This is a genomic window from Exiguobacterium sp. RIT452, from assembly GCF_003598705.1.
Classification (GTDB): domain Bacteria; phylum Bacillota; class Bacilli; order Exiguobacteriales; family Exiguobacteriaceae; genus Exiguobacterium_A; species Exiguobacterium_A undae.
In genome coordinates, this window is sequence record NZ_QXJB01000005.1 from 37851 (window position 1) to 62394 (window position 24544).

The 24544-nt window shown below is 48.4% G+C and carries 23 protein-coding genes and 1 riboswitch; of the genes, 18 read left to right on the forward strand and 5 right to left on the reverse strand.

The features are described from left to right. Positions 1–3 precede the first annotated feature (3 nt). Together nagB and D3D03_RS11760 are read left to right on the forward strand one after the other, a co-directional pair. Positions 4–762, forward strand: coding sequence for a glucosamine-6-phosphate deaminase (nagB, locus tag D3D03_RS11755; RefSeq protein ID WP_119923663.1), 759 nt, complete (start codon positions 4–6; stop codon positions 760–762). Between the two features lie 204 nt (positions 763–966). After that, complete coding sequence (locus D3D03_RS11760; protein WP_035387679.1) at positions 967–2064, forward strand: LCP family protein; 1098 nt, start codon at positions 967–969, stop codon at positions 2062–2064. Positions 2065–2130: 66 nt separating this feature from the next. On the opposite strand, the gene phnF is transcribed toward D3D03_RS11760, so the two are convergent. Then, complete coding sequence (phnF, locus tag D3D03_RS11765) at positions 2131–2868, reverse strand: phosphonate metabolism transcriptional regulator PhnF (protein WP_026833943.1); 738 nt, start codon at positions 2866–2868, stop codon at positions 2131–2133. Between the two features lie 128 nt (positions 2869–2996). Here phnF and D3D03_RS11770 point away from each other — a divergent pair, with 128 nt between their 5' ends. From D3D03_RS11770 to lysA, 12 genes are all read left to right on the forward strand, one after another. Further along, a complete protein-coding gene (locus tag D3D03_RS11770) occupies positions 2997–4148 on the forward strand; it encodes an alanyl-tRNA editing protein (RefSeq protein ID WP_119923664.1) in 1152 nt (383 codons plus the stop codon). After that, positions 4145–4573: a GNAT family N-acetyltransferase gene (locus D3D03_RS11775; protein ID WP_119923665.1), complete on the forward strand. Its 429-nt coding sequence runs from the start codon at positions 4145–4147 to the stop codon at positions 4571–4573. The genes D3D03_RS11770 and D3D03_RS11775 overlap by 4 nt, the downstream gene beginning before the upstream one ends. Positions 4574–4692: 119 nt before the next feature. Further along, the gene (locus tag D3D03_RS11780; protein WP_119923666.1) at positions 4693–5898 is read left to right on the forward strand and encodes an argininosuccinate synthase; all 1206 of its coding nucleotides are present in this window, start codon (positions 4693–4695) and stop codon (positions 5896–5898) included. Beyond that, positions 5895–7268 (forward strand): argininosuccinate lyase, encoded by a 1374-nt coding sequence (gene argH, locus D3D03_RS11785; RefSeq protein WP_119923667.1) that lies wholly within the window; start codon positions 5895–5897, stop codon positions 7266–7268. Before D3D03_RS11780 ends, argH begins: the two co-directional genes overlap by 4 nt. Before the next feature lie 67 nt (positions 7269–7335). After that, a riboswitch (Lysine riboswitch) is annotated at positions 7336–7513 on the forward strand. A gap of 113 nt (positions 7514–7626) precedes the next feature. Next, positions 7627–8826: an aspartate kinase gene (locus tag D3D03_RS11790; protein ID WP_026833938.1), complete on the forward strand. Its 1200-nt coding sequence runs from the start codon at positions 7627–7629 to the stop codon at positions 8824–8826. Positions 8827–8838: 12 nt separating this feature from the next. Next, entirely contained in the window at positions 8839–9831 is a 993-nt protein-coding gene (locus tag D3D03_RS11795) for an aspartate-semialdehyde dehydrogenase (protein ID WP_119923668.1), read from the forward strand. A 20-nt stretch (positions 9832–9851) separates the two neighbouring features. Then, positions 9852–10733 carry a 4-hydroxy-tetrahydrodipicolinate synthase gene (gene dapA / locus D3D03_RS11800; RefSeq protein WP_119923669.1) on the forward strand — a complete coding sequence of 294 codons (882 nt, stop codon included), beginning with the start codon at positions 9852–9854 and terminating at the stop codon, positions 10731–10733. Next, entirely contained in the window at positions 10730–11476 is a 747-nt protein-coding gene (gene dapB, locus D3D03_RS11805) for a 4-hydroxy-tetrahydrodipicolinate reductase (RefSeq protein ID WP_119923670.1), read from the forward strand. Before dapA ends, dapB begins: the two co-directional genes overlap by 4 nt. Beyond that, positions 11463–12170, forward strand: coding sequence for a 2,3,4,5-tetrahydropyridine-2,6-dicarboxylate N-acetyltransferase (dapD, locus tag D3D03_RS11810; protein WP_026833934.1), 708 nt, complete (start codon positions 11463–11465; stop codon positions 12168–12170). The genes dapB and dapD overlap by 14 nt, the downstream gene beginning before the upstream one ends. Before the next feature lie 25 nt (positions 12171–12195). Further along, a complete protein-coding gene (locus tag D3D03_RS11815) occupies positions 12196–13128 on the forward strand; it encodes a branched-chain amino acid transaminase (RefSeq protein ID WP_028106967.1) in 933 nt (310 codons plus the stop codon). Then, on the forward strand, positions 13128–14186 hold the full coding sequence (alr, locus tag D3D03_RS11820; protein WP_119923671.1) for an alanine racemase: 1059 nt from the start codon (positions 13128–13130) through the stop codon (positions 14184–14186). The genes D3D03_RS11815 and alr overlap by 1 nt, the downstream gene beginning before the upstream one ends. A 12-nt stretch (positions 14187–14198) precedes the next feature. Further along, the gene (gene lysA / locus D3D03_RS11825) at positions 14199–15512 is read left to right on the forward strand and encodes a diaminopimelate decarboxylase (protein WP_035387678.1); all 1314 of its coding nucleotides are present in this window, start codon (positions 14199–14201) and stop codon (positions 15510–15512) included. Between the two features lie 47 nt (positions 15513–15559). Here the strand turns inward: lysA and D3D03_RS11830 are convergent, their stop codons facing one another. After that, positions 15560–16579: a LysM peptidoglycan-binding domain-containing protein gene (locus tag D3D03_RS11830; RefSeq protein WP_119923672.1), complete on the reverse strand. Its 1020-nt coding sequence runs from the start codon at positions 16577–16579 to the stop codon at positions 15560–15562. Positions 16580–16785: 206 nt separating this feature from the next. Here D3D03_RS11830 and D3D03_RS11835 point away from each other — a divergent pair, with 206 nt between their 5' ends. Then, positions 16786–17913: an ABC transporter ATP-binding protein gene (locus D3D03_RS11835; protein WP_026833929.1), complete on the forward strand. Its 1128-nt coding sequence runs from the start codon at positions 16786–16788 to the stop codon at positions 17911–17913. Further along, the gene (locus tag D3D03_RS11840) at positions 17910–19493 is read left to right on the forward strand and encodes an ABC transporter permease/substrate-binding protein (protein ID WP_026833928.1); all 1584 of its coding nucleotides are present in this window, start codon (positions 17910–17912) and stop codon (positions 19491–19493) included. The genes D3D03_RS11835 and D3D03_RS11840 overlap by 4 nt, the downstream gene beginning before the upstream one ends. A 145-nt stretch (positions 19494–19638) precedes the next feature. Here the strand turns inward: D3D03_RS11840 and D3D03_RS11845 are convergent, their stop codons facing one another. Both D3D03_RS11845 and D3D03_RS11850 read right to left on the reverse strand, forming a co-directional pair. Continuing rightward, on the reverse strand, positions 19639–19836 hold the full coding sequence (locus tag D3D03_RS11845) for a hypothetical protein (RefSeq protein ID WP_028106962.1): 198 nt from the start codon (positions 19834–19836) through the stop codon (positions 19639–19641). A gap of 108 nt (positions 19837–19944) precedes the next feature. After that, positions 19945–20484: a gamma carbonic anhydrase family protein gene (locus D3D03_RS11850; protein ID WP_119923673.1), complete on the reverse strand. Its 540-nt coding sequence runs from the start codon at positions 20482–20484 to the stop codon at positions 19945–19947. Positions 20485–20608: 124 nt separating this feature from the next. On the opposite strand from D3D03_RS11850, the gene ade reads away from it, so the two are divergent. Beyond that, entirely contained in the window at positions 20609–22339 is a 1731-nt protein-coding gene (gene ade, locus D3D03_RS11855; RefSeq protein WP_026833925.1) for an adenine deaminase, read from the forward strand. A 185-nt stretch (positions 22340–22524) separates the two neighbouring features. Then, positions 22525–22782, forward strand: a complete 258-nt coding sequence (locus D3D03_RS11860) for a hypothetical protein (RefSeq protein WP_026833924.1) — start codon at positions 22525–22527, stop codon at positions 22780–22782. An 87-nt stretch (positions 22783–22869) separates the two neighbouring features. Here D3D03_RS11860 and D3D03_RS11865 read toward each other — a convergent pair whose 3' ends face one another. After that, positions 22870–24504, reverse strand: a complete 1635-nt coding sequence (locus D3D03_RS11865) for a peptide ABC transporter substrate-binding protein (protein WP_026833923.1) — start codon at positions 24502–24504, stop codon at positions 22870–22872. Positions 24505–24544 lie beyond the last annotated feature (40 nt).

The window sequence follows — 24544 nt, forward strand, 5'->3', positions numbered from 1 at the left end:
CGGATGAAATGGATGATTGTAAAAAAGGCAGAAGAACTGGCAAACGTTTCGTATCAATTGATGAAGCAGGAGATTCTGAGACATCCGGAAGGCTTGACGATCGGACTTGCGACAGGCAGTTCACCACTTGGTGTGTATGAAGAGTGGCGTCAAGACGAACTGGATTGCCGTCACGTGACGACCGTCAATCTCGACGAGTATGTCGGACTCAGTCCGGACCATCCGCACAGTTACCATACGTTCATGAAGGAGCATCTCTTTGATACGGTGACGTTCAAGGAATCGTATCTGCCGATTGGCAACACGGCGGATTCTCATCAGGAAAGTGAACGGTACGAGCAACTCGTCCGGACGTTGGGAATCGATATTCAACTGCTTGGGATCGGATCAAATGGACATATCGCCTTTAATGAGCCGGGGACACCGTTTGACGCAAAAACACATGTGACAGAATTAACGGAATCGACGCGGATGGCGAATCAACGATTTTTTGATCGGTTGGAAGATGTCCCGACAGAAGCGATTACGATGGGAATCGGAACGATCATGGAAGCGAAGAAAATCTTGCTTGTCGCATCCAGTGAACGAAAAGCGGAAGCGGTTCGGGACATGATGGAAGGACCGGCGACAGTCGATTGTCCGGCGACGATTTTACAACGGCATGCGGATGTCATGGTTGTTCTCGATGAAGAAGCAGCCAGTTTATTATCAGAGGAAGCCAAGCGGACAGGGCGGGCAGCCTATACGAATTTCATGAAATGAGTCAGATAAACGTTCTTTTCGTCAATGCCTTCGGTATTGGCGACAGGGAACGTTTTTTTGTTTACCGAAGTAACTTTTGTTCAACGTCAAAGGAATGTTGCGATCTGATCTTAACCGAATCGTAAATTGACATTTGTATAAAAGTCCGGATAATGGAGGATAGTGAACTTTACAGAAAATTTACATGAAAATGAGGGCTCAAAGATGCAGACGAGATCAGCAAGAAAAAGGCAACCGAGCGCTGGGAAGATGTTCCTTAAAGTGATTGCTGCCTTGTTATTACTTTTCACTGTCATTGGTTCCGGTTATGCGGGAGCAGTTTTTATAAAAACACAAGAAACATTAGCGCGAACACAAATCAATATTCCAGGATCAAATGTCAGTTCGAAGTACGACGATGTGCCGTCGGAGTCATTCCTGATTTTAGGAACGGATGAGACAAAAGCGAGTAAGTCACGGAATGAACCGGCACGATCAGATGTCATGATTGTCGGGGTCTTGAATAAAAAGACCGAACAGCTTGTGTTGACGAGTATCCCGCGGGATTCTCTTGTCAACATCGACTACTCGAAATACGACGTGCCTTACGGAAAAACAGGCGTCGAGCAGGATAAAATCACACATGCCCATTACTTTGGCTCGATGGATCAATCGAACTCCTACAACGGTATCAAGTTAGCACGTGAGACGACAGAAAACCTGCTTGGGATTCAAATCGATCACGTCGTCAAAGTCAATTTCCAAGGATTCGTTCAGTTGATCGATGCTTTGGACGGTGTGGATATCGATGTCCGTTACGCCTTTAAAGAACAAGATTCAGCGCGAAAAGCTGGAACGATTACCGTCGAAAAAGGAATGCAACATCTGAGCGGTGAACAGGCACTTGCTTATGTCCGGAACCGTCATGACGATCCGCTCGGGGACATCGGGCGTGGTCAAAAACAGATGCAAGTCATTCAGGCCGTTGCGAAAGAAGCGGCGAGCTTCCGGTCACTAGGTGCGTACCGTGACATTTTGGATGCAGTCGGAGACAACGTCGAAACGAACCTTGGTCCGAACGACTACACACGTCTGGCGGACTTCACGACGGCATTACGTGATACGACCGAATACCAGCTTGCCGGAGAAGGATATATCGGCATCAGCGGCAAATGGGAATATCATCTCGATCCGAATCAGTTGGAACTCGTCAAAGCGAATTTAGCCAAAGCGATGCAAGGACAAGAGGTTGCTCCACTTGAAGAGGAGACGGAAACACCTGTATCGACTGATGAGACAACAGTAGAAGAACCTGTTCAATGATTTTTAAAAAGACCGTTTTTCCCATCGTTAACTGATGGAAAAAACGGTCTTTTTTTACGATTCATGTCATCCACGTTGCCGTTCCATTTCGACCGTGAACGTATACCGGTCGCCCCGGTAAGCGGAAATGACATACTCAAACGGTTGATCGGTCGCAAGAAACGTCAATTGTTCGACGGACAGTACAGGTGAGCTGACCGACAATCCGAGATGCTGTGCCTCTTCTTTTGTGGCGAGACGTGACTCGAACGTCTGACTGGCACGCCCGAGGTTAAGTCCACTGGCTTCCGCAAAGGCATACAAGGAAGTGATGGCGACTTCTTGATTCAAGCCGGGTAACAGTTGTTCCGGAATATAGACGGTTTCAAGTGCAAGCGGTTGTTCATCGGCAATGCGTAACCGCTTTAATTCGTAAATCTGAGCCCCTTCACGAATTCCGAGTTTGTTGGCAATCGGCATGTCAGCAGCAATCATTTGATAGGACAAGAGTTCACTCGCCGGTTCCAGACCGAGATGTTCCATTTCCTCCGAAAAGCTGGTTAATCCAGACAGTTGCATGACGATTTTTTTGTTGGCGACGAACGTACCCCGTCCTTTTTGACGGATCAGATAGCCGGCATTCACTAAATTCGAAATCGCTTGACGCACCGTCATTCGGCTGATTTGATGAGCTTCGGCGAACTCTCGTTCAGAAGGGATCAAATCACCGGGCTGTAACAAGCCGCTTTCGATTTGTTGTTTTAAGGCAGCTTCAATTTGGTAGTAGATTGGAAGTGGTGAATTTTTATTGATGTGCTGAATCACGGCATTTCGTCCCTTCGCGGTCGATAGTCTTTCATCTAGTGTACTAGGAAAAGGGGATGCCGACAAACGATTGTAGTTAATTTGTGGCATAATAGAAGCGAAATCAGATGAAGAAAGGTGGACGTAGGATGCGTCTTGAACAAATTTACCCGGAGGTCCGGACGTTCGAAACGACCGTGACGGATGTCAAAGACCAGCAAGGGCAATGGGTTGCGCTTGAGAAAAGTTATTTTTATCCGGAAAGCGGCGGTCAACCGGCCGATCGGGGCACACTGAACGGAATCCCCGTACTGGATGTGCAACTCGAAGAGGGAATCGTTTGGCATCGACTTGAAACACCACTCCTTGAAAACGAAGTGCAAGGTACAATCGATGACAGCACGCGAACGGATCATGCCGCCCAGCATACAGCCCAACATGTCATTTCCGCGATTCTTCAAGACGAGTTTCAAATCAAGACGGTCAGCTTCCGTACCGGATCAGAAGAATCGACACTGGATCTTGAGCTGAACGAATGGACTGAAACGATCCAAAGCCGTCTTGAGGACCGGTTGCGAAGTGTCATTCGAGCGGCGTTGCCGATTACAGCAACGGAATATACAGAAGCCGACGCTGTCCGATTACCGTTACGGAAAACACCGCAAGTGACGGGACAGATTCGAGTTGTCCAGATCGGCGAACTTGATTACAGTGCTTGTGGAGGGACACATCTCGGATCGACATCGGAACTGGAACTGATTTTATTCACGGGTCAGGAAAAAGTCCGGGGGAATGTCCGTTTGATGTATGTTGCAAAAGACCGCGCTTTCCGTTTGTTGACGGCTGAACGACGGGTTTTAACCGAGACGGCACGGGCATTGTCCGCGAAAAAGGATCAGGTCCACACCGTCGTCGAAGAACTCAAACAGGAGCAACTCCGGTTGAACCGTCAAATTGGACAAGCGGAAGATTTACATGTCACAACCGTTCTGCAACAGGTGTTGACTTCATCAGACCCCGTCTTGGTGTTGCACCATGAACAGGAAAACATCCGATTTTCCGAAAAGATGATGAAAGCCTTGGCAGAGGAAAAACGGACAGCGTTGATTTGGAATGAGACCGCTAAAAAATTATTGATGTGCAGTTCAGGACCGGTCCATCTCGGCAAATTTGCGAAAACCCACTTAAAACAATTTAATGGACGCGGCGGCGGAAGCGAAAAAAATGCCCAAGCCTTGTTTACGACGTATGAAGATGCAAGTGGCTATATCGAAGCATTGAAGGAGGAATTACATACATGACGGTAATTCAGGTAAAGACAGCAGAACAACAACAGGCAGTCCGGATGATTCGCGAGCGCGTTTTCGTCGAAGAACAAGGGGTGCCGCGCAATTTGGAATATGACACGCACGACGAAACGGCGATTCATCTTCTCGTTCTCGATGAAATGAATCGTCCCGTTGCAACGGGACGGACACGTCCCTATGACGAACAACGGATGAAGGTGGAACGTGTCGCAACCCTTGCTGCGACAAGGGGGAAAGGATACGGCGGCGAATTGATGCGGGCGATGGAACGGGTGGCTCGGAGGGAAGGGCGGACAATTTTGACACTCGGTGCCCAAGTCCAGGCGATTCCGTTTTATCAAGGTCTCGGGTATACAATCGTATCGGATGAATTTGATGATGCCGGTATTCCACACCGGACGATGGAGAAAAAAATTTAACGGTTATTTTATGAGAAATCCTAAAAAAGGGTTTCTTTTTTTGAAAGTTTATGTATATATATAATCCATAGTGAATTTTTATACAGACAGATACAGTCGATATCAAGGAGGAATCAGTAATGACAAAACAAAAATTGATTTTAGCGTATTCCGGTGGACTCGATACTTCAGTCGCCATCAAATGGTTAAGCAAGGACTATGATGTCGTCGCGTTATGCATGGATGTCGGTGAAGGAAAAGATTTGACGGTCATCAAAGAAAAGGCATTGCTTGTCGGAGCCGTTGAATCCATTGTCCTTGATGTCAAAGAGGAATTCGCAAACGAGTTTGTCTTACCGGCACTTCAATACGGCGCTCATTATGAAGGCGCGTATCCACTGATTTCAGCTCTTTCCCGCCCGTTGATCGCTGAAAAACTGGTCGAAGTCGCACATGCCCATGGTGCAACAGCAGTGGCGCACGGTTGTACCGGAAAAGGTAACGACCAAGTCCGGTTTGAAGTTTCGGTCGCCGCTCTTGATCCGTCACTCGAAGTCATCGCACCGGTCCGCGAGTGGAAATGGTCACGTGAAGAAGAAATTGCCTACGCAAAAGAAAACGATGTGCCGATTCCGATTAACCTCGACAGCCCGTATTCAATTGATATGAACTTATGGGGACGCAGTAATGAATGTGGGGTCCTTGAGAATCCGTGGACGGAGCCGCCGCAAGATGCGTACGCTTTAACCGTTGCACCGGAAGACGCACCGGATCAAGCAGAAGAAGTCATCATCGGCTTTGAAGCGGGCGTGCCGGTTTCCATTAACGGAACAGCATATCCACTCGCAAAACTGATCACAGAACTGAATATCATTGCAGGGGCGCACGGAGTCGGTCGGATTGATCACGTCGAGAACCGTCTTGTCGGGATCAAGTCACGTGAAGTCTATGAATGCCCGGGCGCAACGGTTTTACTCAAAGCGCATGCAGCACTCGAAACGATTACGTTGACAAAAGATGTCGCCCATTTCAAACCGATTTTAAGCAAACAATATGCAGAAACCATTTATAACGGACTATTCCATGCTCCGTTAACAAAAGGACTCAAAGCCTTCTTGTCAGCGACACAGCAGGATGTGACCGGCGAAGTCCGTGTCAAACTCTATAAAGGGAACGCAAGCGTCACAGGACGTCAATCGGCTGTTTCGTTGTACGACGAGAAACTCGCGACTTACACAAAAGAAGATGCCTTTGATCACGAAGCGGCAAAAGGATTCATCAAACTGCATGGTCTAGCGATTGCGACACATGCGAGTGTTCATCGTCAGGAAGGCGTGAAAAAATGACGAAACTATGGGGCGGACGGTTTACGGAAAGTGCTTCCGCTCAGGCGGAGGCATTCGGCGCATCGATCTCATTTGATCAAAAATTGGCGGCTGTCGATTTACAAGGCAGCCTGGCCCATGCGCAGATGTTATACGAACAAGGGATTCTCGAGGAGACGGAATGGCAGCAAATCGAAGCTGGACTTAATCATTTACAAACGACGATTGATCAGCATGTCTATTCACTGGCCGATGAGGATATCCATATGAACCTCGAGCGGTTATTGACGGAACAGATTGGTCCTGTCGCCGGTAAACTGCATACAGCGCGCAGTCGAAACGATCAGGTCGCAACTGATCTTCATCTCTGGATGGAGCAGCATGTTTTAGAACTCCTGTCGAGTCTTCGCAATCTGCAATCCGTCATCACGGAACAAGCGGATCAACACGTCGAAACGGTCATGCCCGGCTATACCCATCTGCAACGTGCTCAACCGATTTCGCTTGCACATCACTTGCTGGCTTACTTTTGGATGTTTGAGCGTGATGCCGAGCGACTGACGGACAACTTAAAACGGGTCCGGATGTCACCGCTTGGTGCCGGTGCACTCGCCGGAACGACTTTCCCGATTGATCGGTTCAAGTCAGCCGAGTTGCTTGGATTTGAACACGTCTATCCCAACAGTTTGGACGCCGTCTCGGACCGGGACTTCGTCATTGAATACCTTGGCATCGCTTCGACGGTCATGATGCATCTGTCACGGTTCTGTGAAGAAATCATCATCTGGGCGTCACAAGAATTTTTGTTCATTGAACTGTCCGATGCGTTTTCGACGGGATCAAGCATGATGCCGCAGAAAAAGAATCCGGACTTCGCAGAATTGATTCGCGGAAAGACAGGACGGGTATATGGAAACTTGATGGGGTTCTTGACGACGATGAAAGCATTACCACTCGCTTACAATAAAGATATGCAAGAAGATAAGGAAGGCGTCTTTGATACGGCTGATACGGTTTTACAATCGGTTCAGATTTTTACCGGGATGCTCGAATCCGCTACGTTTAAGACAGAAGCGCTCAAGAAGGCGACAATGCAAGACTTCTCGAATGCAACGGAACTGGCCGATTACCTTGTCACAAAAGGCATTCCTTTCCGGGAAGCGCATGAAATCGTCGGCAAAGCCGTTCTGCATTGTGTCCAGACCAGCTGTTTCTTGAAGGATTTGACACTCGAGACGTATCAGACATTCCATCCGGTCATTACGGAAGATGTCTATCCGTTGCTCGATCCGGTTCAAGCCGTCGCAAGACGAGGCAGTTATGGCGGGACTGGTTTTAACGCTGTTCGCGAACAGCTGACCCAAGCAAAGCAGACCCTTCAAAAATCATAAAAATCAAAAAAAGTTTGGCAAATCACTGGATTTAACAAAAAATGTTTGCTATAACTGTAACTAACAACCGACAGATAGAGGCGCGGATGACATCAGTAGCAACACTTACAAAGGCAAGCATGCCAAGTGATGTGAAAGGGGAAATCCGCCGAAGTGAACAAGAAAATGCTTTTTCTTGGTTGCTGGTACAACGGTTAAGATCCGTTGTACTGCCGAAACCCACGTTTCGGAGCGCTATCTTACGTAAAAGAACGAATGACACTGTCATCGTTTGTCCGATCGTGATAACGACGGGCCGTAGGAACGCTCCTACCGGCCCGTCGTTTTTTTCTGTTTCGGGACAAAAGGAGATAGGATTGTGACAACTGTACTTAAATTTGGTGGTAGTTCGGTTGCGACTGTCGAACAGATTCAGTCAATTGCGAATTATTTGAAGAATCGGACGGATCAAGGAGAAAAATTAGTCGTCGTCGTATCGGCGATGGGAAAAATGACTGACTCATTGATTGCCCAAGCCCAGGCGATCACGGATCGACCGGAACGGCGCGAACTCGACCGTCTGCTTGCAATCGGTGAAGAACAGACGATTTCGTTGCTCAGCATCGCCTTGAACTCACTCGGGACAAAAGCCTTGTCCCAGACAGGCGCACAAGCAGGCATCAGTACGATGGGACTCCACACGAAAAGTAAAATCAAACAAATTGACGGCGAATTGCTCCGGAAAAAACTCGAGACCTACGATGTCATCATCGTCGCCGGTTTCCAAGGGGTCAATGAACTGGGGGACGTCACGACACTGGGGCGTGGCGGATCGGATACGACAGCCGTCGCACTGGCAGCCGTTCTCGATAAACGATGTGAAATCTATACGGACGTTGACGGCGTTTATACGGCTGATCCACGGATCCATGCCGCAGCACAGCCGATTCCACACATTTCATATGATGAGATGATGGAAATGAGTGCTCTTGGCTCCAAAGTCATGGAGATGCGGAGTGTCGAGTTAGGTAAAAAATACGGTGTACACATCTTTGTCGGAAAAACACTTGAATCGGAAAGAGGGACTTGGATCATGGAGGCAACGGAAACGATGGAACAAAAAGCGGTCACAAGTGTCAGTGTGACAAAAAACGTCATGACGGTATCGATCAAACACGTACCACAGACAAACTCAGCGGTCGCAGATATCTTTGAATTGTTGTCAGGACGTCACGTCAACATCGATATGATCAGTCAGACGACGTTTGACAGTGACATCTTCCTCTCGTTCTCGTGTCCGCTCGACGAAGAAGAGTTTTTGGAAGAAGCCTTGCAGGATATCATCAATCGTTTCCCGACCGTCAAAGTCGACCGTCATAACCAACATGCCAAGTTATCGGTCGTTGGAATCGGAATGCGTGACGCAACAGGCGTCGCTTCGAAATTATTTGCGACATTCCGGGCGGAAAACATCACGTTTTATCAAGTCACGACGTCAGAAATCAGCATCTCGTATACGATTGCCCAAGCCGACATCGAACGGACCGTCGCAGCAATCGCCAATGCATTTGATCTGTAAGGAGGAAACCATATGTATCATGTAGCAGTCATTGGCGCAACAGGCGCCGTTGGACAAAAAATGTTGCAAGTCTTGGCGGAACTCGACTTTCCGGTTCGTCAAATTTCAGCTTACGCTTCAGCCCGTTCTGCCGGGAAAACCGTCCAGTTCAAAGGGCAAGACGTTACGATTCAAGCATTATCGGAGCAAATCACAGAAGACGGCATCGATGTCGCACTGTTCGCAGCAGGCGGAACGATCAGTGAACAGTATGCCCCGTTACTCGCTGCAGCAGGAACACTCGTCGTCGACAACTCGAGTGCCTTCCGGATGCAGGCGGATATCCCGCTCGTCGTACCGGAAGTAAACCCGAAGGCAATCGGTCCGGACGATCGATTGATTGCCAATCCGAACTGTTCGACGATTCAATCCGTCGTCGCCCTGGCCCCGCTTCAGCAGTTTGGTTTACAGCGTATCAACTATACGACGTATCAAGCGGTCTCCGGTTCGGGTCAAAAAGGAATTGAGGATTTAGCTCGCGGCAGCCGCGGCGAAGAACCGGTCAATTATCCGCACCCGATTCACGATAACATCCTGCCGCATATCGATGTGTTCTTACCGAATGGGTATACGAAAGAAGAACAGAAAATGATTGACGAGACACGCAAAATCTTCCGCTTACCGGAGTTGCCGGTCAGTGCGACATGTGTCCGCGTCCCGGTCACGAACGCTCATTCCGTTGCGATCAACGTGACGTTTGAGCAGGAGACGACGGTCGAAGCAATCCGCGAAGCATTGCGTCAAGCACCCGGCGTCGTTCTGGTCGATGATGTCAGTCAAAATCAGTATCCGATGCCGCTTGACGCCAGTGGAACGGATGACGTATACGTCGGACGGATTCGACAGGATCAGAGTCTTGCGAACACCTTCCACATCTGGTGTGTCGCCGATAACATTCGAAAAGGGGCCGCTTCGAACGCCGTGCAAGTGGCGCGCCAAGCACTTGAAAGTTCAATCCATTCTTAAGAAACAGGGAGGAATCCGACATGTTTAAAGGAGCAGGAACAGCACTGGCAACACCGTTCACTTCAACGGGTGAACTGGATTTAACCGTATTTGAACAACTCATCGAACAACAACTCGCGGCAAACATTCAAGCATTGGTCGTCGGTGGGACGACAGGAGAAGGATCGACGCTGACGAATGAAGAGTTCGAGACGTTACTGAAAACGGCGGTCCGTGTGACGGCAGGACGCGTGCCTGTCATTGCCGGAACCGGAACGAACAATACAGCGCAGACGATTGAAAAGACACAAGCGGCGGAACGTCTTGGTGCCGATGCAGCGATGCTCGTGACACCGTATTACAACAAAACGTCACAAGCCGGGCTCGTAGCGCATTTCACGGCTGTCGCGGATGCGGTTTCGCTGCCGATCATGCTGTATAATGTCCCGTCACGTACGGGGGTGGCGATTTCAGTTGAGACTGCCGTGACGCTTGCGAAGCATCCGAACATCCAAGCGTTCAAAGAAGCGAGCGGAGATGTCAGCTTCATGGGTGAACTGATGACGGCTTTACCAAACGACTTTGCCGTTTTCTGCGGCAACGACGATCAAATTCTCCCGTACATGGCATGGGGGGCACAAGGCGTGATTTCCGTCTTGTCGAATCCGTATCCGGCTGAGACGCAGGCCTTGGCAGAAGCGCTGCTTGCAAACGACTACGACACGGCACGCCGGATTCAGAGTGATCTGATGCCTGTCATTTCCGCCTTGTTCAGCGACGTCAACCCGATTCCCGTCAAAGCAGCACTTGAAGAAATCGGAATTGCCGTCGGGGCTCCCCGTCTGCCGCTCGTCCGTCAGTCGGAAGCGGGACATGCGCACCTGCTTGAGACGATGCGGAGTTATAAAGGAGTGGTTGGATGAGACTCGCCATTCACGGATACGGAGCGACCGGACATTACGTGCATGAACTGGCACCGGATGCCGTCGTCGCCGTCATCGACAAAACGAAAACGGCGGAACGTGTGCCCTCATACGGCACGCTCGCCGAAATGACGGAATCGGTTGATGCGATCATTGATTTTTCGCATCCGAGCTTGTTGCCGGATCTACTGGATTATGGCATGAGAACGAAGACACCACTCGTCATTGCGACGACCGGCTTCTCGGAAGCCGAGCTGCAGACGATTCGTGACGCTTCCAAACAGATTCCGATTTTTCAATCGTATAACATGTCGTTTGGGATCGCGATGATGCAACAGTTGTTGAAAACACTCGTTCCGCTTGCTGGAGCTTTCGACATCGAACTGCTTGAGAAACACCACAATCAAAAAGTCGATGCACCGAGCGGGACGGCGGAGCTGTTGCTCCGGACCATTCAGGATTTACGAAATGTCCAACCGGTCTACGAACGGGAGTCGACGCGTGAAAAGCGGGAACCAAACGAAATCGGGATGCACTCGATGCGTGGGGGAACGATTTTCGGCGAACACGAAGTGTTGTTTGCCGGGGTCGATGAGTTGATCGAAATCAAACACACGGCGTTATCCAAAAAAGTATTCGCTTCAGGCGCCATCAAAGCGGCGGAAGCACTCATTCAAAAATCAGCGGGACTCTATACACTGGAGACGCTCTACACACAGGAGGATTCACATGTTATTAACTGATGCTTATGAAATTGCGAAGTTCATTAAAGATGCGAAAAAACAAACGCCCGTCAAATTGTACGTCAACGGTGACTTGGCAGGATTGACGATTGAAGGAGCAACGGCATTCGGAACGGATCAATCCAAAATTTTCTTCGCCGATGCAGGACTTGCTTCAACTTTCTTAGAAGAGAATGCAGACCGGATTACTGAAGTGCACGTCGAATACGACCGTCGCAACAGTGCCGTGCCAATGCTCGATACACGTCATTTGAATGCCCGGATCGAACCAGGTTCATGGATTCGTGATCATGTCGTCATCGGCGACAATGCGGTCATCATGATGGGGGCAATCATTAATATCGGTGCATCGATCGGAGATGGTACAATGATTGATATGAACGCCGTCGTTGGTGCACGCGGAACGATTGGTAAAAACGTTCATGTAGGTGCCGGTGCAGTGGTCGCTGGGGTCCTTGAACCACCTTCAAAAACACCGGTCATCATTGAAGATGGTGTCTTGATCGGAGCGAACGCCGTCATCTTAGAAGGTGTCCGCGTCGGAAAAGATGCCGTCGTCGCAGCGGGCAGTGTCGTCACAGAAGACGTTCCTGCCGGTAGCGTAGTTGCTGGTACACCAGCACGCGTGATCAAACAGAAAGACGAAAAAACAGCAGAAAAGACGCAACTCGTGGATGATTTACGTTCACTCTGATTGACGTCTAAGAGGAGGAAAACACATGGCAGTGGATACACAGTATGGTGAAGCGATTTGGTTAGACGGGGTTTTTCATGATCCAAAAGAAGCAAATACGAGCGTCATGTCACATGCGATCCATTATGGAAGTGGATTCTTTGAAGGAATCCGTGCGTATGCGACACCGGATGGTCCGGCGATTTTCCAATTGACGGAACACATTGAACGTCTGTTCCGGAGTTGTGCTTTTTATCACGTGACGATTCCTTATACAGTGGAAGAACTCGTCCAAGCGACGATTGATCTTGTCGCCAAAAACGGCTTTGAATCTTGTTACATTCGCCCATTTGTTTTCCTCGGTACACCGTGGCAGGCACTGATGGCAAAAGATACGACGGTTCACGTCGGGATTTCTTGTTGGGAGCTCGGTGAATACTTTGATAAAGGTGCCGGCATCCGTGCGAAGGTCGCTTCATACCGTCGCGTTTCGTCGACGATGATGCCGATGCAAGCAAAAGCTGCCGCCAACTACATGAACTCGCAACTCTTAAAAGGGGAAGCACTTCGTGATGGATTTGATGAGGCGATTGCCCTTGATATGAACGGAAATGTCAGTGAAGCGAGTGTCGCCAACTTGTTTATGTTGAAAAACGGCACGATTTATACACCTTCACTCGACTGTTCGGTTCTTGACGGTATCACACGTCAAGTCATCATGCGTCTTGCGCAGGATCAAGGGTATCCGGTCGTCGAGCGTCATATCGGTCGTGATGAGTTATACGTCGCAGACGAAATCTTCTTGACGGGTACAGCTGCAGAAATCACTAGTGTCGGTGAAATTGATCATATCGTCATCAACGGCGGAACACGGGCTGTCGCAGATGAGTTACTTGGTCTTTACCGTCAAGCGGTCTCGGGTCAATTGCCACAATATGCGGCATGGTTGACTTACGTGACACCTGCCATCGCAGAATAATGAGTTCACGAACTGTCGTTACAATCGATCGGGAAGCGGTGCGACATAACGTCGCATCGGTTTTCGCCCGGTCCAATAAGCAGATTTTTGCCGTGGTCAAAAATAATGCGTATAACTTAGGAATGATTGAGATGGTCGCCACATTGATGGAAGCCGGTGTCCGGCATTTCGCAGTGGCAGAAGTCTACGAAGCAATTGAAATCAAAACGAATTTTCCAGACAGTTATGTCCTGGCGATGAATCCGGCGTCGCATTTTAAAGAAGTCCGGTTGCATGGAGTAGCACTTGGAATTCCTTCGCTCGACTGGCTGAAACGTCATCAGGCTGAGTTATCAGGAATTGAACTTCATCTAAAAATAAATGTCGGGATGAACCGTTTTGGTGTCAGTTCGCTTGAAGAAGCGTTAGCGGTACTTGAGACAGTGCGCGAACAGGAGCTTATCCTGACGGGGCTCTACACGCATTTTCCACTGGCGGATGAGCCGGGAGCCGATCATGACGGTCAGGTCGAACGATTCCTCGAAATCGGCGGACCATTACGGGCGGAACATGACTTTACGTATCTGCATGCGGAAAACAGCGCGACGATCGTCAAACATGATCCACGTCTCGCTTTTTGTAACTATGTCCGTCCCGGTATTTTCTTGTTCGGTTACTCACCGATTGAAAAAATGGACTGGCTCGTGCCATCTCTCCGGATGACGACGGAAGTCGTTGAGATTCGTCAAGTGGAGGCAGGGGAACACGTTGGCTATGGTACGTCGTATACGGCGCCGGAAGCGATTCGTGTTGCTGTTCTGCCGGTTGGATACGGAGACGGGGTCGTCCGCGGACGCTCATCGCTGCCGGTCATCATCAACGGGAAAAGATATCCGATCATCAGCAAATTGTTCATGAGTCATACATTCATCGCCATCGATTCGACGGTTCAAATCGGTGACAAAGTTGTACTGTACGGGGACGGCATCGAAATCGATGATATCACCCGGACCGGCACAGCCAATAATTCGGAGCAGATGTGTGCCCGTTCGTGGCGTTTGACACATCGTTATTTATAAGGGGGAATCCAGATGTACGGAAGCCAATATTTGACGGAACAAGAGAATGAATTACAAATCGATGGTGTGGCGGCAACGGCGCTTGCGAAACAATACGGGACACCGCTTTATGTCATGGCAGAGCGTGAATTGACAGACCGTCTGGCGACCGTACGGGATGCCTTCTTAGAAAAATATCCGAATACGTATGCCTCGTTTGCTTCTAAAGCCTTAACGATTGGTGCCGTATATCAGCAAGTCGTCCAGCACGGACTTGGAATCGATGTCGTAACGGGCGGCGAACTGTTTATCGCCCGCAAAGCGGGTGTCCCGGCCGAACGGATCTATTTCCACGGCTCGAACAAGTCGTCACAGGATTTACGTTATGCCGTCGAAGAAGGTGTCGGTAAGATTGTCATCGACCATTACGGCGAAATCGCCCAACTCAATCAAATTGCCGCAGAAGCGTGTCAAACGGTCCACGTCCTGATTCGGATCGTACCGCAAGTCATTGGTGGGGCTCACACGAAAATTCAGACCGGTGGTGTCGATACGAAGTTCGGTTTTTCGACGCATGACGAGTCGTACCTGGAAGCGGTCGAAGCCGTTTTAGCAGCGGAACATCTGGTGTTACTCGGTATTCATTGTCACGTCGGTTCGCAAATTCAAGAGATCGAGCTGTTTGAACGGACAGCCCGGACGATGATGGGGTTTGTGGAAACGATTCGTGAACGGACGGCGTTTGTCGCAAGTGAAGTCAATCTTGGCGGCGGATTCGGTATTGCCTATACGCAAGCGGATCAACCACTTGATTTCGAACAGACGATGGAGCGGGTGATGGCGATCATCGACGAAGAGACATCCCGTCTCGCCATCGATCGTCCGCGAATCGGCATTGAGCCGGGACGTTGGGTCGTCGCGAATGCAGGAACGACTCTCTATACCGTCGGGGCAATTAAAGAAGTACAGGGTGTCCGAACGTATTTATCCGTCGACGGCGGAATGGCGGACAACATCCGTCCTGCTTTATACGGAGCGGTGTACGAAACGGTCATCGCCAATCGAATCCAGGGGGAGACACGTCACGTGACCGTTGTCGGTGCAGCGTGTGAATCAGGAGATTTGGTCGCTGAGTCAGCTGATCTGGCGGAACCTGTCAGTGGAGATACACTAGCTGTGTTCGGAACAGGTGCCTACAACTATTCGATGGCGAGCAACTACAACCAATTTCTACGACCGGCTGTTGTTTTCGTCAACGCCGGGGAGTCCCGTGAAGTCGTGCGTCGACAGACGTATGCCGACTTGATCCAGTGTGATCTCGGACTGGAAAACATTCCATCCTCTTAAAAAACCAAAAACACCTTCGCCTTTAACGGACGAAGGTGTTTTTTTAGTTACTTCGGAATGACAAGAACTTGTCCGACCGAAATCAAATTGACATTGGTAATCTTGTTGGCACTGGCGAGAGCGGTAACGGTGACGCCATATTTCGTTGCGATGGAATATAACGTATCTCCAGCCTTCACGGTATAAGTGACGGTCGCAGGTGGAGGTGTAGTGCCCGGAATGACGAGAACTTGACCAACGTTAATCAGATTGTAGTTCGTGATATTGTTGGCTTTCGCAAGAGCTGAAACGCTGACATTGTATAGATTGGCAATTTTGTACAAGGTATCACCTGATTTAACGGTATAGGTTTTACTGCCGCTTGGAGGAAGTTGCAGCAGTTCAGAAATCGTGACGAATTTGTAGCCCTTTGCTTTAAGTTGCGAAATCATTGAAGGGAGAGCAACTGGAGTACCCGGCGCCCCTACACCGGTGTGCATCAAGACGATTGAGCCCGGTACGACGTTCGGCACGACACGCGCCAGGATGGCGGTCGAACTGATGCCTTTCCAGTCTGTTGTGTCGATGTTCCATTGAATCGTTTTGGTGTAACCGGCATTTCCGACGGCAGCGAGGACCGCACTGTTGCTGGCACCAAACGGCGCACGGAAAATCGGTTTAGTCGTCCGGCCGGTCAGTGATTTGATCAATGTCTCGGTTTTGGACAGTTCGCTTGTCATCTGTGATGCAGTTAACTTCGTAAAATCGGGGTGCGTGTAAGAGTGATTCCCGAGTTGATGCGTCGGGGTGGCGGTTGCAATGTTTTTGATCAGTTGAGGGTGATTGTTCGCCCCTGCACCGGTCAAGAAGAAGGTTGCTTTGACGTTGTTACTTTTTAAGATACTGAGAATCTTCGTGATATTGCCACCATCTGAACCGTCATCAAACGTCAGTGCGACGACTTTACTCGTCGTCGATCCTTTCGTGACAAATGTCGAACTCGCTGCATCTGCTGTCAAACCATAACTGAAGAAAGGAAAAAGCGACATTAACACAATCATGATGATCCGAATCCACTTGCTGTGCATGTGTAGTTCGCCTCCTTTTTCTCGGATGACTCTGCCTCGTCTGCCTCTACTTATCTATTACCCTTTCTCAGCAAAAAAATTAAAAAAGAGGGAAATAATTCCCGAATTTTTACGGGTTCAAACTGAAAAAAATAAAATAATTGTTTAATCATGAAATGAACAGGGAAAACATGGTATATGGAAATAGTAAAAGGAGTGGAATATGGATGATTGAATTTAAAAACGTTGGGAAGCAGTTTAAAGATAACGTTGTCTTAAAAGGCTTGACCCTCGAAATCAAAGAGGGCGAACTGGTCGTCTTCATCGGACCCAGTGGTTGTGGAAAAACAACGTCTCTTAAAATGATCAACCGATTGATTGAACCTTCATCAGGTACGATTTTAGTGAACGGAAAAGACATCATGAAAACCGATACGATTGAATTACGTCGTCACATGGGATACGTCATTCAACAAACGGGTTTATTCCCACATATGACGGTTCGGGAAAACATTCAATTGATTGCCGGTCTTGAAGGGAAAGATCATGATCAGATGGATCTCCGGACGGAAGAGTTACTTCAGATGGTCGGTCTCGATCCAAAACAATTTATTGATCGTTATCCGAGTGAACTCAGTGGTGGCCAACAGCAACGTGTCGGTTTTGCCCGGGCGTTGATGAATGATCCGGACGTCATCTTAATGGATGAACCGTTCAGTGCCCTTGACCCCGTAACCCGCAATGACCTCCAAGAAGAGTTATTTAATCTCCAAGAAGAAGTGAAAAAAACGATTGTATTCGTCACCCACGATATGGATGAAGCGATTAAATTAGCTGATCGGATTTGTATCATGCGTGATGGGGAAATCGTTCAATTCGATACACCGGAAGAAATCCTGCGTCACCCTAAAGATGAATACGTCGAATCATTTATTGGAAAAAATAAGATTTGGAGCAGTCCGGCGTTCATCAAAGCAGAAGACATCATGATTGAAGATCCTGTCTCAATCAGCGGGAAACGTACGCTGTTGCAAGGTATTGAAATCATGCGTGGACGGAAGGTCGACAGTCTGTTGATTACGGACCGTGACCGGATTTTGCAGGGAATCGTCAAACTGAAGAATATTCAAACAGCACCGGATAAAGGGATTCGGATTGAAGACGTCATGGAAGGGGAACTTGTAGCGGTTGATGAGCAGGATTCCTTACTCGATGTGTTGGAAGTCATGAACCATGAAGAAACAGGTTATCTGCCGGTCACCAATAAAGCCGGTCAATTACGTGGACTGATTACAAGAAGTAGCTTACTTTCCGTCTTGAGTGAGCAGTTCATTCAGGAGGAGGAAGCACAATGAATGGATTTTTCGATTATGTACAAAATAACACCGGTCAAATTTTTGACCTCTTACTCGAACATTTACAACTGACTGTATTTGCTGTCGTCATTGCCGTCGTCTTAGGGATTCCAATCGGGATTTTAATCACACGGTATCAACGGTTTGCCAAACCGATCCTCGCCTTGACGAGTGTTGTCCAAGCAGTTCCGAGTCTCGCCTTGCTCGGTTTCCTGATTCCGTTCATCGGAATCGGATCGACACCGGCGATCATCATGGTCGTCCTGTATTCACTCCTCCCGATCGTTAAAAATACGTATACCGGTCTGTCGAGTATACCGGGAGATACGCTGGAAGCGGCAAAAGGAATTGGTCTGACTGAACGCCAGATTTTAGGGAAAGTTCAGATTCCGCTTGCCTTACCGATCATGATGGCCGGAATTCGGATCTCGGCCGTTACCGCTGTTGGTTTGATGACGATTTCTGCCTTCATCGGTGCCGGTGGACTCGGTTATCTGGTCTTCTCAGGTATCCAAACCGTCGATAATAACCAAATCCTTGCCGGAGCGATTCCCGCCGGTATCTTGGCCCTTGCGATCGACTTCATCGTCAGTCGAATTGAGTACTCTGTCGCACCAAACGGTATCCCGCTTGCAGACGGTCGTATCAAAAGTAAGGCGCGTAAACGTCGGAAAGCGATGTCGGCCGGAAAGAAAATCGCCATTGCGAGTATCGTATTCCTCTTGATTGGTGGAACGGTCGCTTATTCGTTCTTGAAAGAAGATAAAATTGTCATCGGCTCTAAAAACTTTACGGAACAATTGATTTTAGGAAACATGCTGGCAGACTTGATTGAAGAAAAAACCGATCTTGAGGTCGAACGCCAGTTGAACCTTGGTGGAACAAAAGTCGCCTACGGGGCACTGGAGACCGGTGAAATTGATGCGTACGTCGAATACACCGGAACATTGCTGATCGATGTCTTGAAACAAGGCGTCGAAACCGATCCGGAAGCCGTCTATAAAAAAGTCGGGGAGATGATCCCGGCGAAAAGTCAGGTCGATGTCCTCGATCCCATCGGTTTTAATAACACGTATGCGTTAGCAATGACAAAAGAAGATATTGAAAAGTATGACTTAAAAACGGTATCTGACATGGCAGCAGTCAGTAACCGTCTCATCCTCGGATCGACGATTGAATTCGCGAACCGCGAAGACGGATACCTCGGACTGAAGGAAAAGTATCCAGACATGAAATTCCAAGACGTTCAACCGGTTGACGGTGGTCTTCGTTATACCGCGTTAACTAATGGAAAAACAAATGTCATCGATAGTTTCTCGACCGACGGCTTGTTGAAGAAATTTGATTTAACGGTCCTTGAGGACGATAAAGAATTTTTCCCGCCGTATTACGCGGTGCCGCTTGTTCGTCAGGAAACGCTGGAAGAACATCCGGAACTGAAAGAAGTCTTGAATCTGTTGAAGGATAAAATCACAGATGAAAAGATGCAGGAACTGAACTTTAAAGCGGACGTTGAAAAAGAACGTCCGGAAGATGTCGCACGTGACTTCTTGATTGAAGAAGGTCTCATTAAAAAGTAAAAAAAGAGAGCCGAGGCGGGAATCCGCTTCGGCTCTTTGTTATGCGCGCTGACGCGCTATATCGGTTTGGAAAATAGGTAATCCTGATTAGATCATTATTTTTTGATTCGACTAGCGAGCCAAGCGCGAACTGTACTTTGCTGGATCATACAAGTTCTTCCTCTCTTGATTGAATTATTCCTAAGCTCAAGGATTTTTGCTCGGCATCACTAACGATACGTGCTTGAAGCTCTTCCGTCAACCAATCTGTTTCCTGTTCCAGTAAAGTAGGTAAACCGTAACTTGGATTGTTCGTCGATGAAAACAGCTCAACCATTAACCGTTCTTCGAATAATGGAGTCATTTCAAATCCCCCTCAGTCTCGATTCATGTCTTACACCTGTAGTGTAATCGATGGATGTAAACCATGTAGCAGGGAATTGTTAAAAACAGGTGAACTTTGTAAACGTTTTCACATGGTTGTCAAATCTTCTTGAATCGGCTCACATTCCGCAGCGTACTGTTGTCCACGTTTCACATATTTTCGAATGGTCCGTTCCATGATAAACCGGTCATGGTCATTGATTTCGCGTACGACTTTAGCCGGTACCCCCATGACCATTGAGTTTGGCGGGATGATCATCTTCGGAGGAACGACGCTTCCGGCAGCGACAAACGACCCGCTCCCGATTTCGGCTTCATCGAGAATCGTTGCGGACATACCGATTAAAGCACCCTGACGGATAATCCCGCCGTGAATCATCGCCATATGCCCAATCGTGACATCATTTTCAATAATGGTCGGGTACCCTTCATACTGGTGAATCATCGATCCATCCTGAATATTGACGCGTTCGCCGATGGTGATCGGTCCTTCGTCGCCACGGATGACCGTATTGAACCAAACCGTTGAATCTTTCCCGATCTCGACTTCACCGATGACTTTTGCCCCGTCGGCTAAATAGACACTCGAATCGACGTTCGGGACAAGTTGACCTACACGATATTTCATGTGGATTCCTCACTTTCGCTTTTAAATGTACGTTTTCATCTTGACTTGTCGAAAAATAAATTGCAACTGCTTACACACTAATTGTAAGATGGTAAAAATACCGTTCACAACAGGAGGAAACAGGATGGATCAAACAGTTCGGGCACGGCTTATCGCGATTGCTGCAAAAAAAGAAAAAGCAGCGGTCGTCTATCAAGGTATTCAAGTCATCGATGTGATGACGCGGGAAACCTATCAGGCGGATGTCGCGGTGGATTCCGGCTACATCGTTGCCGTCGGCGACGGATATGAAGGGCTGGAGACGATCGACGGGAGCGGAAAGTTCATCGCGCCAAGTTTCATCGATGGACATGTCCATATCGAATCGTCAATGGTGACACCAAGTGAATATGAACAGGCAATTTTACCGCTCGGTGTGACGACCGTCATCGCGGATCCGCATGAGATTGCGAACGTGAAGGGGGCGGAAGGTCTGCAATTCATGTTAGACGATGCGGAAGGACTGGCGCTGGACGTCCGGATGATGTTACCAAGCTGTGTGCCCGCGACTTCATTTGAGCACGCAGGCGCGTCACTCGATGCAAAATCACTTGAGCCGTTCCTTCACCATCCCGGTGTGCATGGTTTGGGGGAAGTCATGGATTATCCGGCAGTCGAACGGGCTGATGCGGATATGCTGAAAAAAATTGAACAGATTGAAGCCGCCGGTAAACTGGTGGATGGGCATGCCGCAGGACTCGGAGCACGTGAATTGAACATTTACGGCGTCGCCGGCATCCGGACGGATCATGAGTCCGTCAGTAAACAGGATGCGATTGAACGCGCGCGTCGCGGGTTGTACGTCGAAGTACGAGAAGGGTCAGCTGCCCGGAATCTAAAAGAGGTGCTCGACGCCGTCACAGAAAGTAATGCGAGCCGATTCTTGTTTTGTACGGACGATAAACATCTCGACGATACATTACGCGAAGGAACGATCGACTACAACATCCGCTATGCGATCAAGCATGGCATCAAGCGGGAAACTGCCTATGCGATGGCTTCTCTTCATGCCGCGAACGCCTATCAACTAAACGACCGGGGAGCCATCGTACCGGGTCGTCGTGCCGACTACGTCATTTTAAGTGATGCCGATCAAGTGACAATCAACGAAGTATTCGTCAAAGGCCAACAGGTTGTGCGGAACGGGAAAACGATTATTGCATCTGAAAAGAGACCTGTTCCATCGACACTGCGCGGGGAATTGAAAACAAAACCGATTACGGATCAAGTCTTTGAATTGGTGTTGGAGAAACCGAAAGCGCATGTCATCGGAATCATTCCCAAAAGTATCGTCACCGAACACTTGATTTTAGAGGTGCCCTTGCAGGACGGAAAATTCGTCGCTGTACCCGAACAGGATTTGTTGAAGATTGCCGTCATCGAACGCCATAATGCGACTGATTTTTCGGCAGTCGGCATCGTCAAAGGTTTTGGTATGAAGCGCGGGGCGATTGCCGCAACCGTTGCCCATGACTCGCACAACCTTGTCGTAGTGGGAACGTCTGATGCCGAAATGAAACTGGCTGCGGAACGTCTTGTCAAAGCAGGGGGAGGGGTCATCGCGGTGAATGGAACAGATATCTTGGCGGAGCTGCCGCTTGAGATTGCCGGCTTGATGACGAGTCGACCATTCCAGGAAGTCGGCGATACACTCGAAGCGCTGAACGACGCGCTTGATGTTCTCGAAGCGGATCGTTCGTTTAATCCTTACTTGACGATGTCGTTTCTTTGCTTGCCGGTCATTCCGAATTTGAAATTGACGGACAGTGGGTTGTTTGATGTGAAGACGTTCCAACATATTTCCGTTCAAGCTTGATTCAAAGGTAAAGTCCATCGACTGGACTTTACCTTTTCTTAATAGTTTTCCGGTTGAATCATTATTTGATCCTTGTTATAGTAGGTCTTATCATCTTGATGAAAAGCGCTGATTTTTTGAAACCTTCAGCGATTATTTTCGTAAAGAAGAGTATAGAAATTAATGATCAGGAAAGGACAGATTTGATGGATAAGTCATATTTTGAAGGTCACGAACAGTTGATTTCTGATGTTTACCGTTCCTTTATCGACCGGTTTCATGAGTTACCGACGAATCGCCGGACGAAACGTCAGTTGCGTAATCTTGCGTTTTCGGTCATTCGCCAAGCGGGTCCGACCTATCAGGAACGTACCGTCTTGTACGCATTCTTTGCCGAATTTTTCCGCGCCGTCGAAGAAGGACAACGGGAAGAAATCGAGTTTTACAAACAAATCGCACAGTAAAGACCCCGATCGGCTCCGGCAGAAGGGGTCTTTGTTGTATAGAAAAACCGGTAATCAAGGAGACCTCGATTACCGGCAGAAATCCTCTTATTTAACTTCCATCCATTTGAAGCTCATATCTGCTCCGAATGGGTGACGGTATAATTTATCGATGTTCGCCCGTTGCAAGTACGCTTCACCTTTTTGGTAGATTGGCGCAATCGCATAGTCGTCCGCCAAGAGCATCTTTTCAGCTTCTTGGAGAGTCGACCAACGTTTCGCTTCATCCGGCTCCGCTTTCGCATCTTTGATCATCTTGTCGAACTCTTTGTTCGAATACTCCATCCGGTTAAAGCTTCCGTCCGTTAACCACATATCAAGGAACGTCATTGGATCCTGGTAGTCAGGTCCCCAACCGGCAGCTGAGATATCGTAATCACCTTTTGCCTCAAGATCCAAGAAGTTTTTGAACGGCTGTTGTTTGATGTTGATTGTCAGACCCGGTAAGTTCTTTTCAAGGTCACCTTTTAAGAACTCAGAAACCTTTTTGAAGGCATCTTCGTCACGTGACAGCATGTCCACTTCAACAGTTTTGACACCCAACTCTTTTAAGCCGGCATCCCAAGCTTTTTTCGCTTCAGTTGCATCGAAGCTTTGAAGATCCGGATATTTTTCACGGAAGTCTGCACCGTCCGGTGTGAACGTAAAGTCTTTCGCGACGATAAAGTTCGCAGGTTTTGAACCATCGTTTAAGATGACATCCGTGATGCCTTGTTTCTCAAAACCGAGTGCCAACGCTTTACGGATGTTTTCGTTTTTGAGCGCTTTATTTTTCTGGTTGAAACGCAGGAAGTTAATCCGAGCATCCGGACGTGTCTTATAATCTTCCGATTGCTCGTACTGCGAAACGAATTCCGAAGTGATCGGGGCGAAGTCGACGTCTTTTGACTCAAATAAGTTAACGCCGGTCGAGATTTCTTTAACGACCTTCACGTCGATTTTTTCCATTTTAACGTTTGCTTTATCCCAGTAATCCGGGTTCTTTTTGTATGTCCAGCCTGCGTTTGACTGCCATTTATCGAGGATGAATGGTCCGTTGAAGATCATCGATTCGACGTTCGTTGCGAACTTATCACCTTTGTCTTCCACAAATGATTGCTTCAGCGGTAAGTAAGTAGGGAAGCTTGTTAAGCCTAGGAAATAAGGTGCCGGAGCTTCCAGTTGAACTTCGAGTGTTTGATCGTCCACTTTTTTGACACCAAGTGAATCCAGTTCCGCTTCACCGGCTAAGATTTTGTTAGCGTTTTTCAAATCTTGAAGGATGTACGCATACTCAGCTCCCGTTTCTGGGTTGAGGGCGCGTTTCCAAGAGTAGATGAAATCGTCCGCCGTAACAGCCGAACCATCCGACCATTTCGCATCTTTCCGGAGTTTGAATGTATAAGTTTTCTTGTCATCGGATACTTCAACACTTTCCGCGATACCTGGAGTCGGTTTATTTTCTCCATCGAGACGGTACAGCCCTTCAAAGACGTTGTTTGTGACGATGATGGATGTCGAGTCTGTTGTTTTGGTCGGATCAAGTTGTGGAACATCCGTCGTCGAGACGAGTGTCACTTCTTGTTTCTTCTCATTTGATGAAGAAGAATTTCCATCCGATTCATTACCTTGGCCACAAGCTGCTACTGCGAGCAGCGCTGCGCTGGATAAACCAGCGAAAGCGATCTTAGTGTGTTTCTTCATGTGAAAGATGACCCCCCGATTTAATTTAAAATAATTTCAG

Excerpts from the sequence above, each read along its gene's own strand:
- nagB (WP_119923663.1), top strand. The coding sequence starts at position 4 with ATGAAATGGATGATTGTAAAAAAGGCAGAAGAACTGGCAAACGTTTCG.
- D3D03_RS11760 (WP_035387679.1), top strand. The coding sequence starts at position 967 with ATGCAGACGAGATCAGCAAGAAAAAGGCAACCGAGCGCTGGGAAGATG.
- D3D03_RS11770 (WP_119923664.1), top strand. The coding sequence starts at position 2,997 with ATGCGTCTTGAACAAATTTACCCGGAGGTCCGGACGTTCGAAACGACC.
- D3D03_RS11775 (WP_119923665.1), top strand. The coding sequence starts at position 4,145 with ATGACGGTAATTCAGGTAAAGACAGCAGAACAACAACAGGCAGTCCGG.
- D3D03_RS11780 (WP_119923666.1), top strand. The coding sequence starts at position 4,693 with ATGACAAAACAAAAATTGATTTTAGCGTATTCCGGTGGACTCGATACT.
- argH (WP_119923667.1), top strand. The coding sequence starts at position 5,895 with ATGACGAAACTATGGGGCGGACGGTTTACGGAAAGTGCTTCCGCTCAG.
- D3D03_RS11795 (WP_119923668.1), top strand. The coding sequence starts at position 8,839 with ATGTATCATGTAGCAGTCATTGGCGCAACAGGCGCCGTTGGACAAAAA.
- dapA (WP_119923669.1), top strand. The coding sequence starts at position 9,852 with ATGTTTAAAGGAGCAGGAACAGCACTGGCAACACCGTTCACTTCAACG.
- dapB (WP_119923670.1), top strand. The coding sequence starts at position 10,730 with ATGAGACTCGCCATTCACGGATACGGAGCGACCGGACATTACGTGCAT.
- dapD (WP_026833934.1), top strand. The coding sequence starts at position 11,463 with ATGTTATTAACTGATGCTTATGAAATTGCGAAGTTCATTAAAGATGCG.
- D3D03_RS11815 (WP_028106967.1), top strand. The coding sequence starts at position 12,196 with ATGGCAGTGGATACACAGTATGGTGAAGCGATTTGGTTAGACGGGGTT.
- alr (WP_119923671.1), top strand. The coding sequence starts at position 13,128 with ATGAGTTCACGAACTGTCGTTACAATCGATCGGGAAGCGGTGCGACAT.
- lysA (WP_035387678.1), top strand. The coding sequence starts at position 14,199 with ATGTACGGAAGCCAATATTTGACGGAACAAGAGAATGAATTACAAATC.
- D3D03_RS11830 (WP_119923672.1), bottom strand. The coding sequence starts at position 16,579 with ATGCACAGCAAGTGGATTCGGATCATCATGATTGTGTTAATGTCGCTT.
- D3D03_RS11835 (WP_026833929.1), top strand. The coding sequence starts at position 16,786 with ATGATTGAATTTAAAAACGTTGGGAAGCAGTTTAAAGATAACGTTGTC.
- D3D03_RS11840 (WP_026833928.1), top strand. The coding sequence starts at position 17,910 with ATGAATGGATTTTTCGATTATGTACAAAATAACACCGGTCAAATTTTT.
- D3D03_RS11845 (WP_028106962.1), bottom strand. The coding sequence starts at position 19,836 with ATGACTCCATTATTCGAAGAACGGTTAATGGTTGAGCTGTTTTCATCG.
- D3D03_RS11850 (WP_119923673.1), bottom strand. The coding sequence starts at position 20,484 with ATGAAATATCGTGTAGGTCAACTTGTCCCGAACGTCGATTCGAGTGTC.
- ade (WP_026833925.1), top strand. The coding sequence starts at position 20,609 with ATGGATCAAACAGTTCGGGCACGGCTTATCGCGATTGCTGCAAAAAAA.
- D3D03_RS11860 (WP_026833924.1), top strand. The coding sequence starts at position 22,525 with ATGGATAAGTCATATTTTGAAGGTCACGAACAGTTGATTTCTGATGTT.
- D3D03_RS11865 (WP_026833923.1), bottom strand. The coding sequence starts at position 24,504 with ATGAAGAAACACACTAAGATCGCTTTCGCTGGTTTATCCAGCGCAGCG.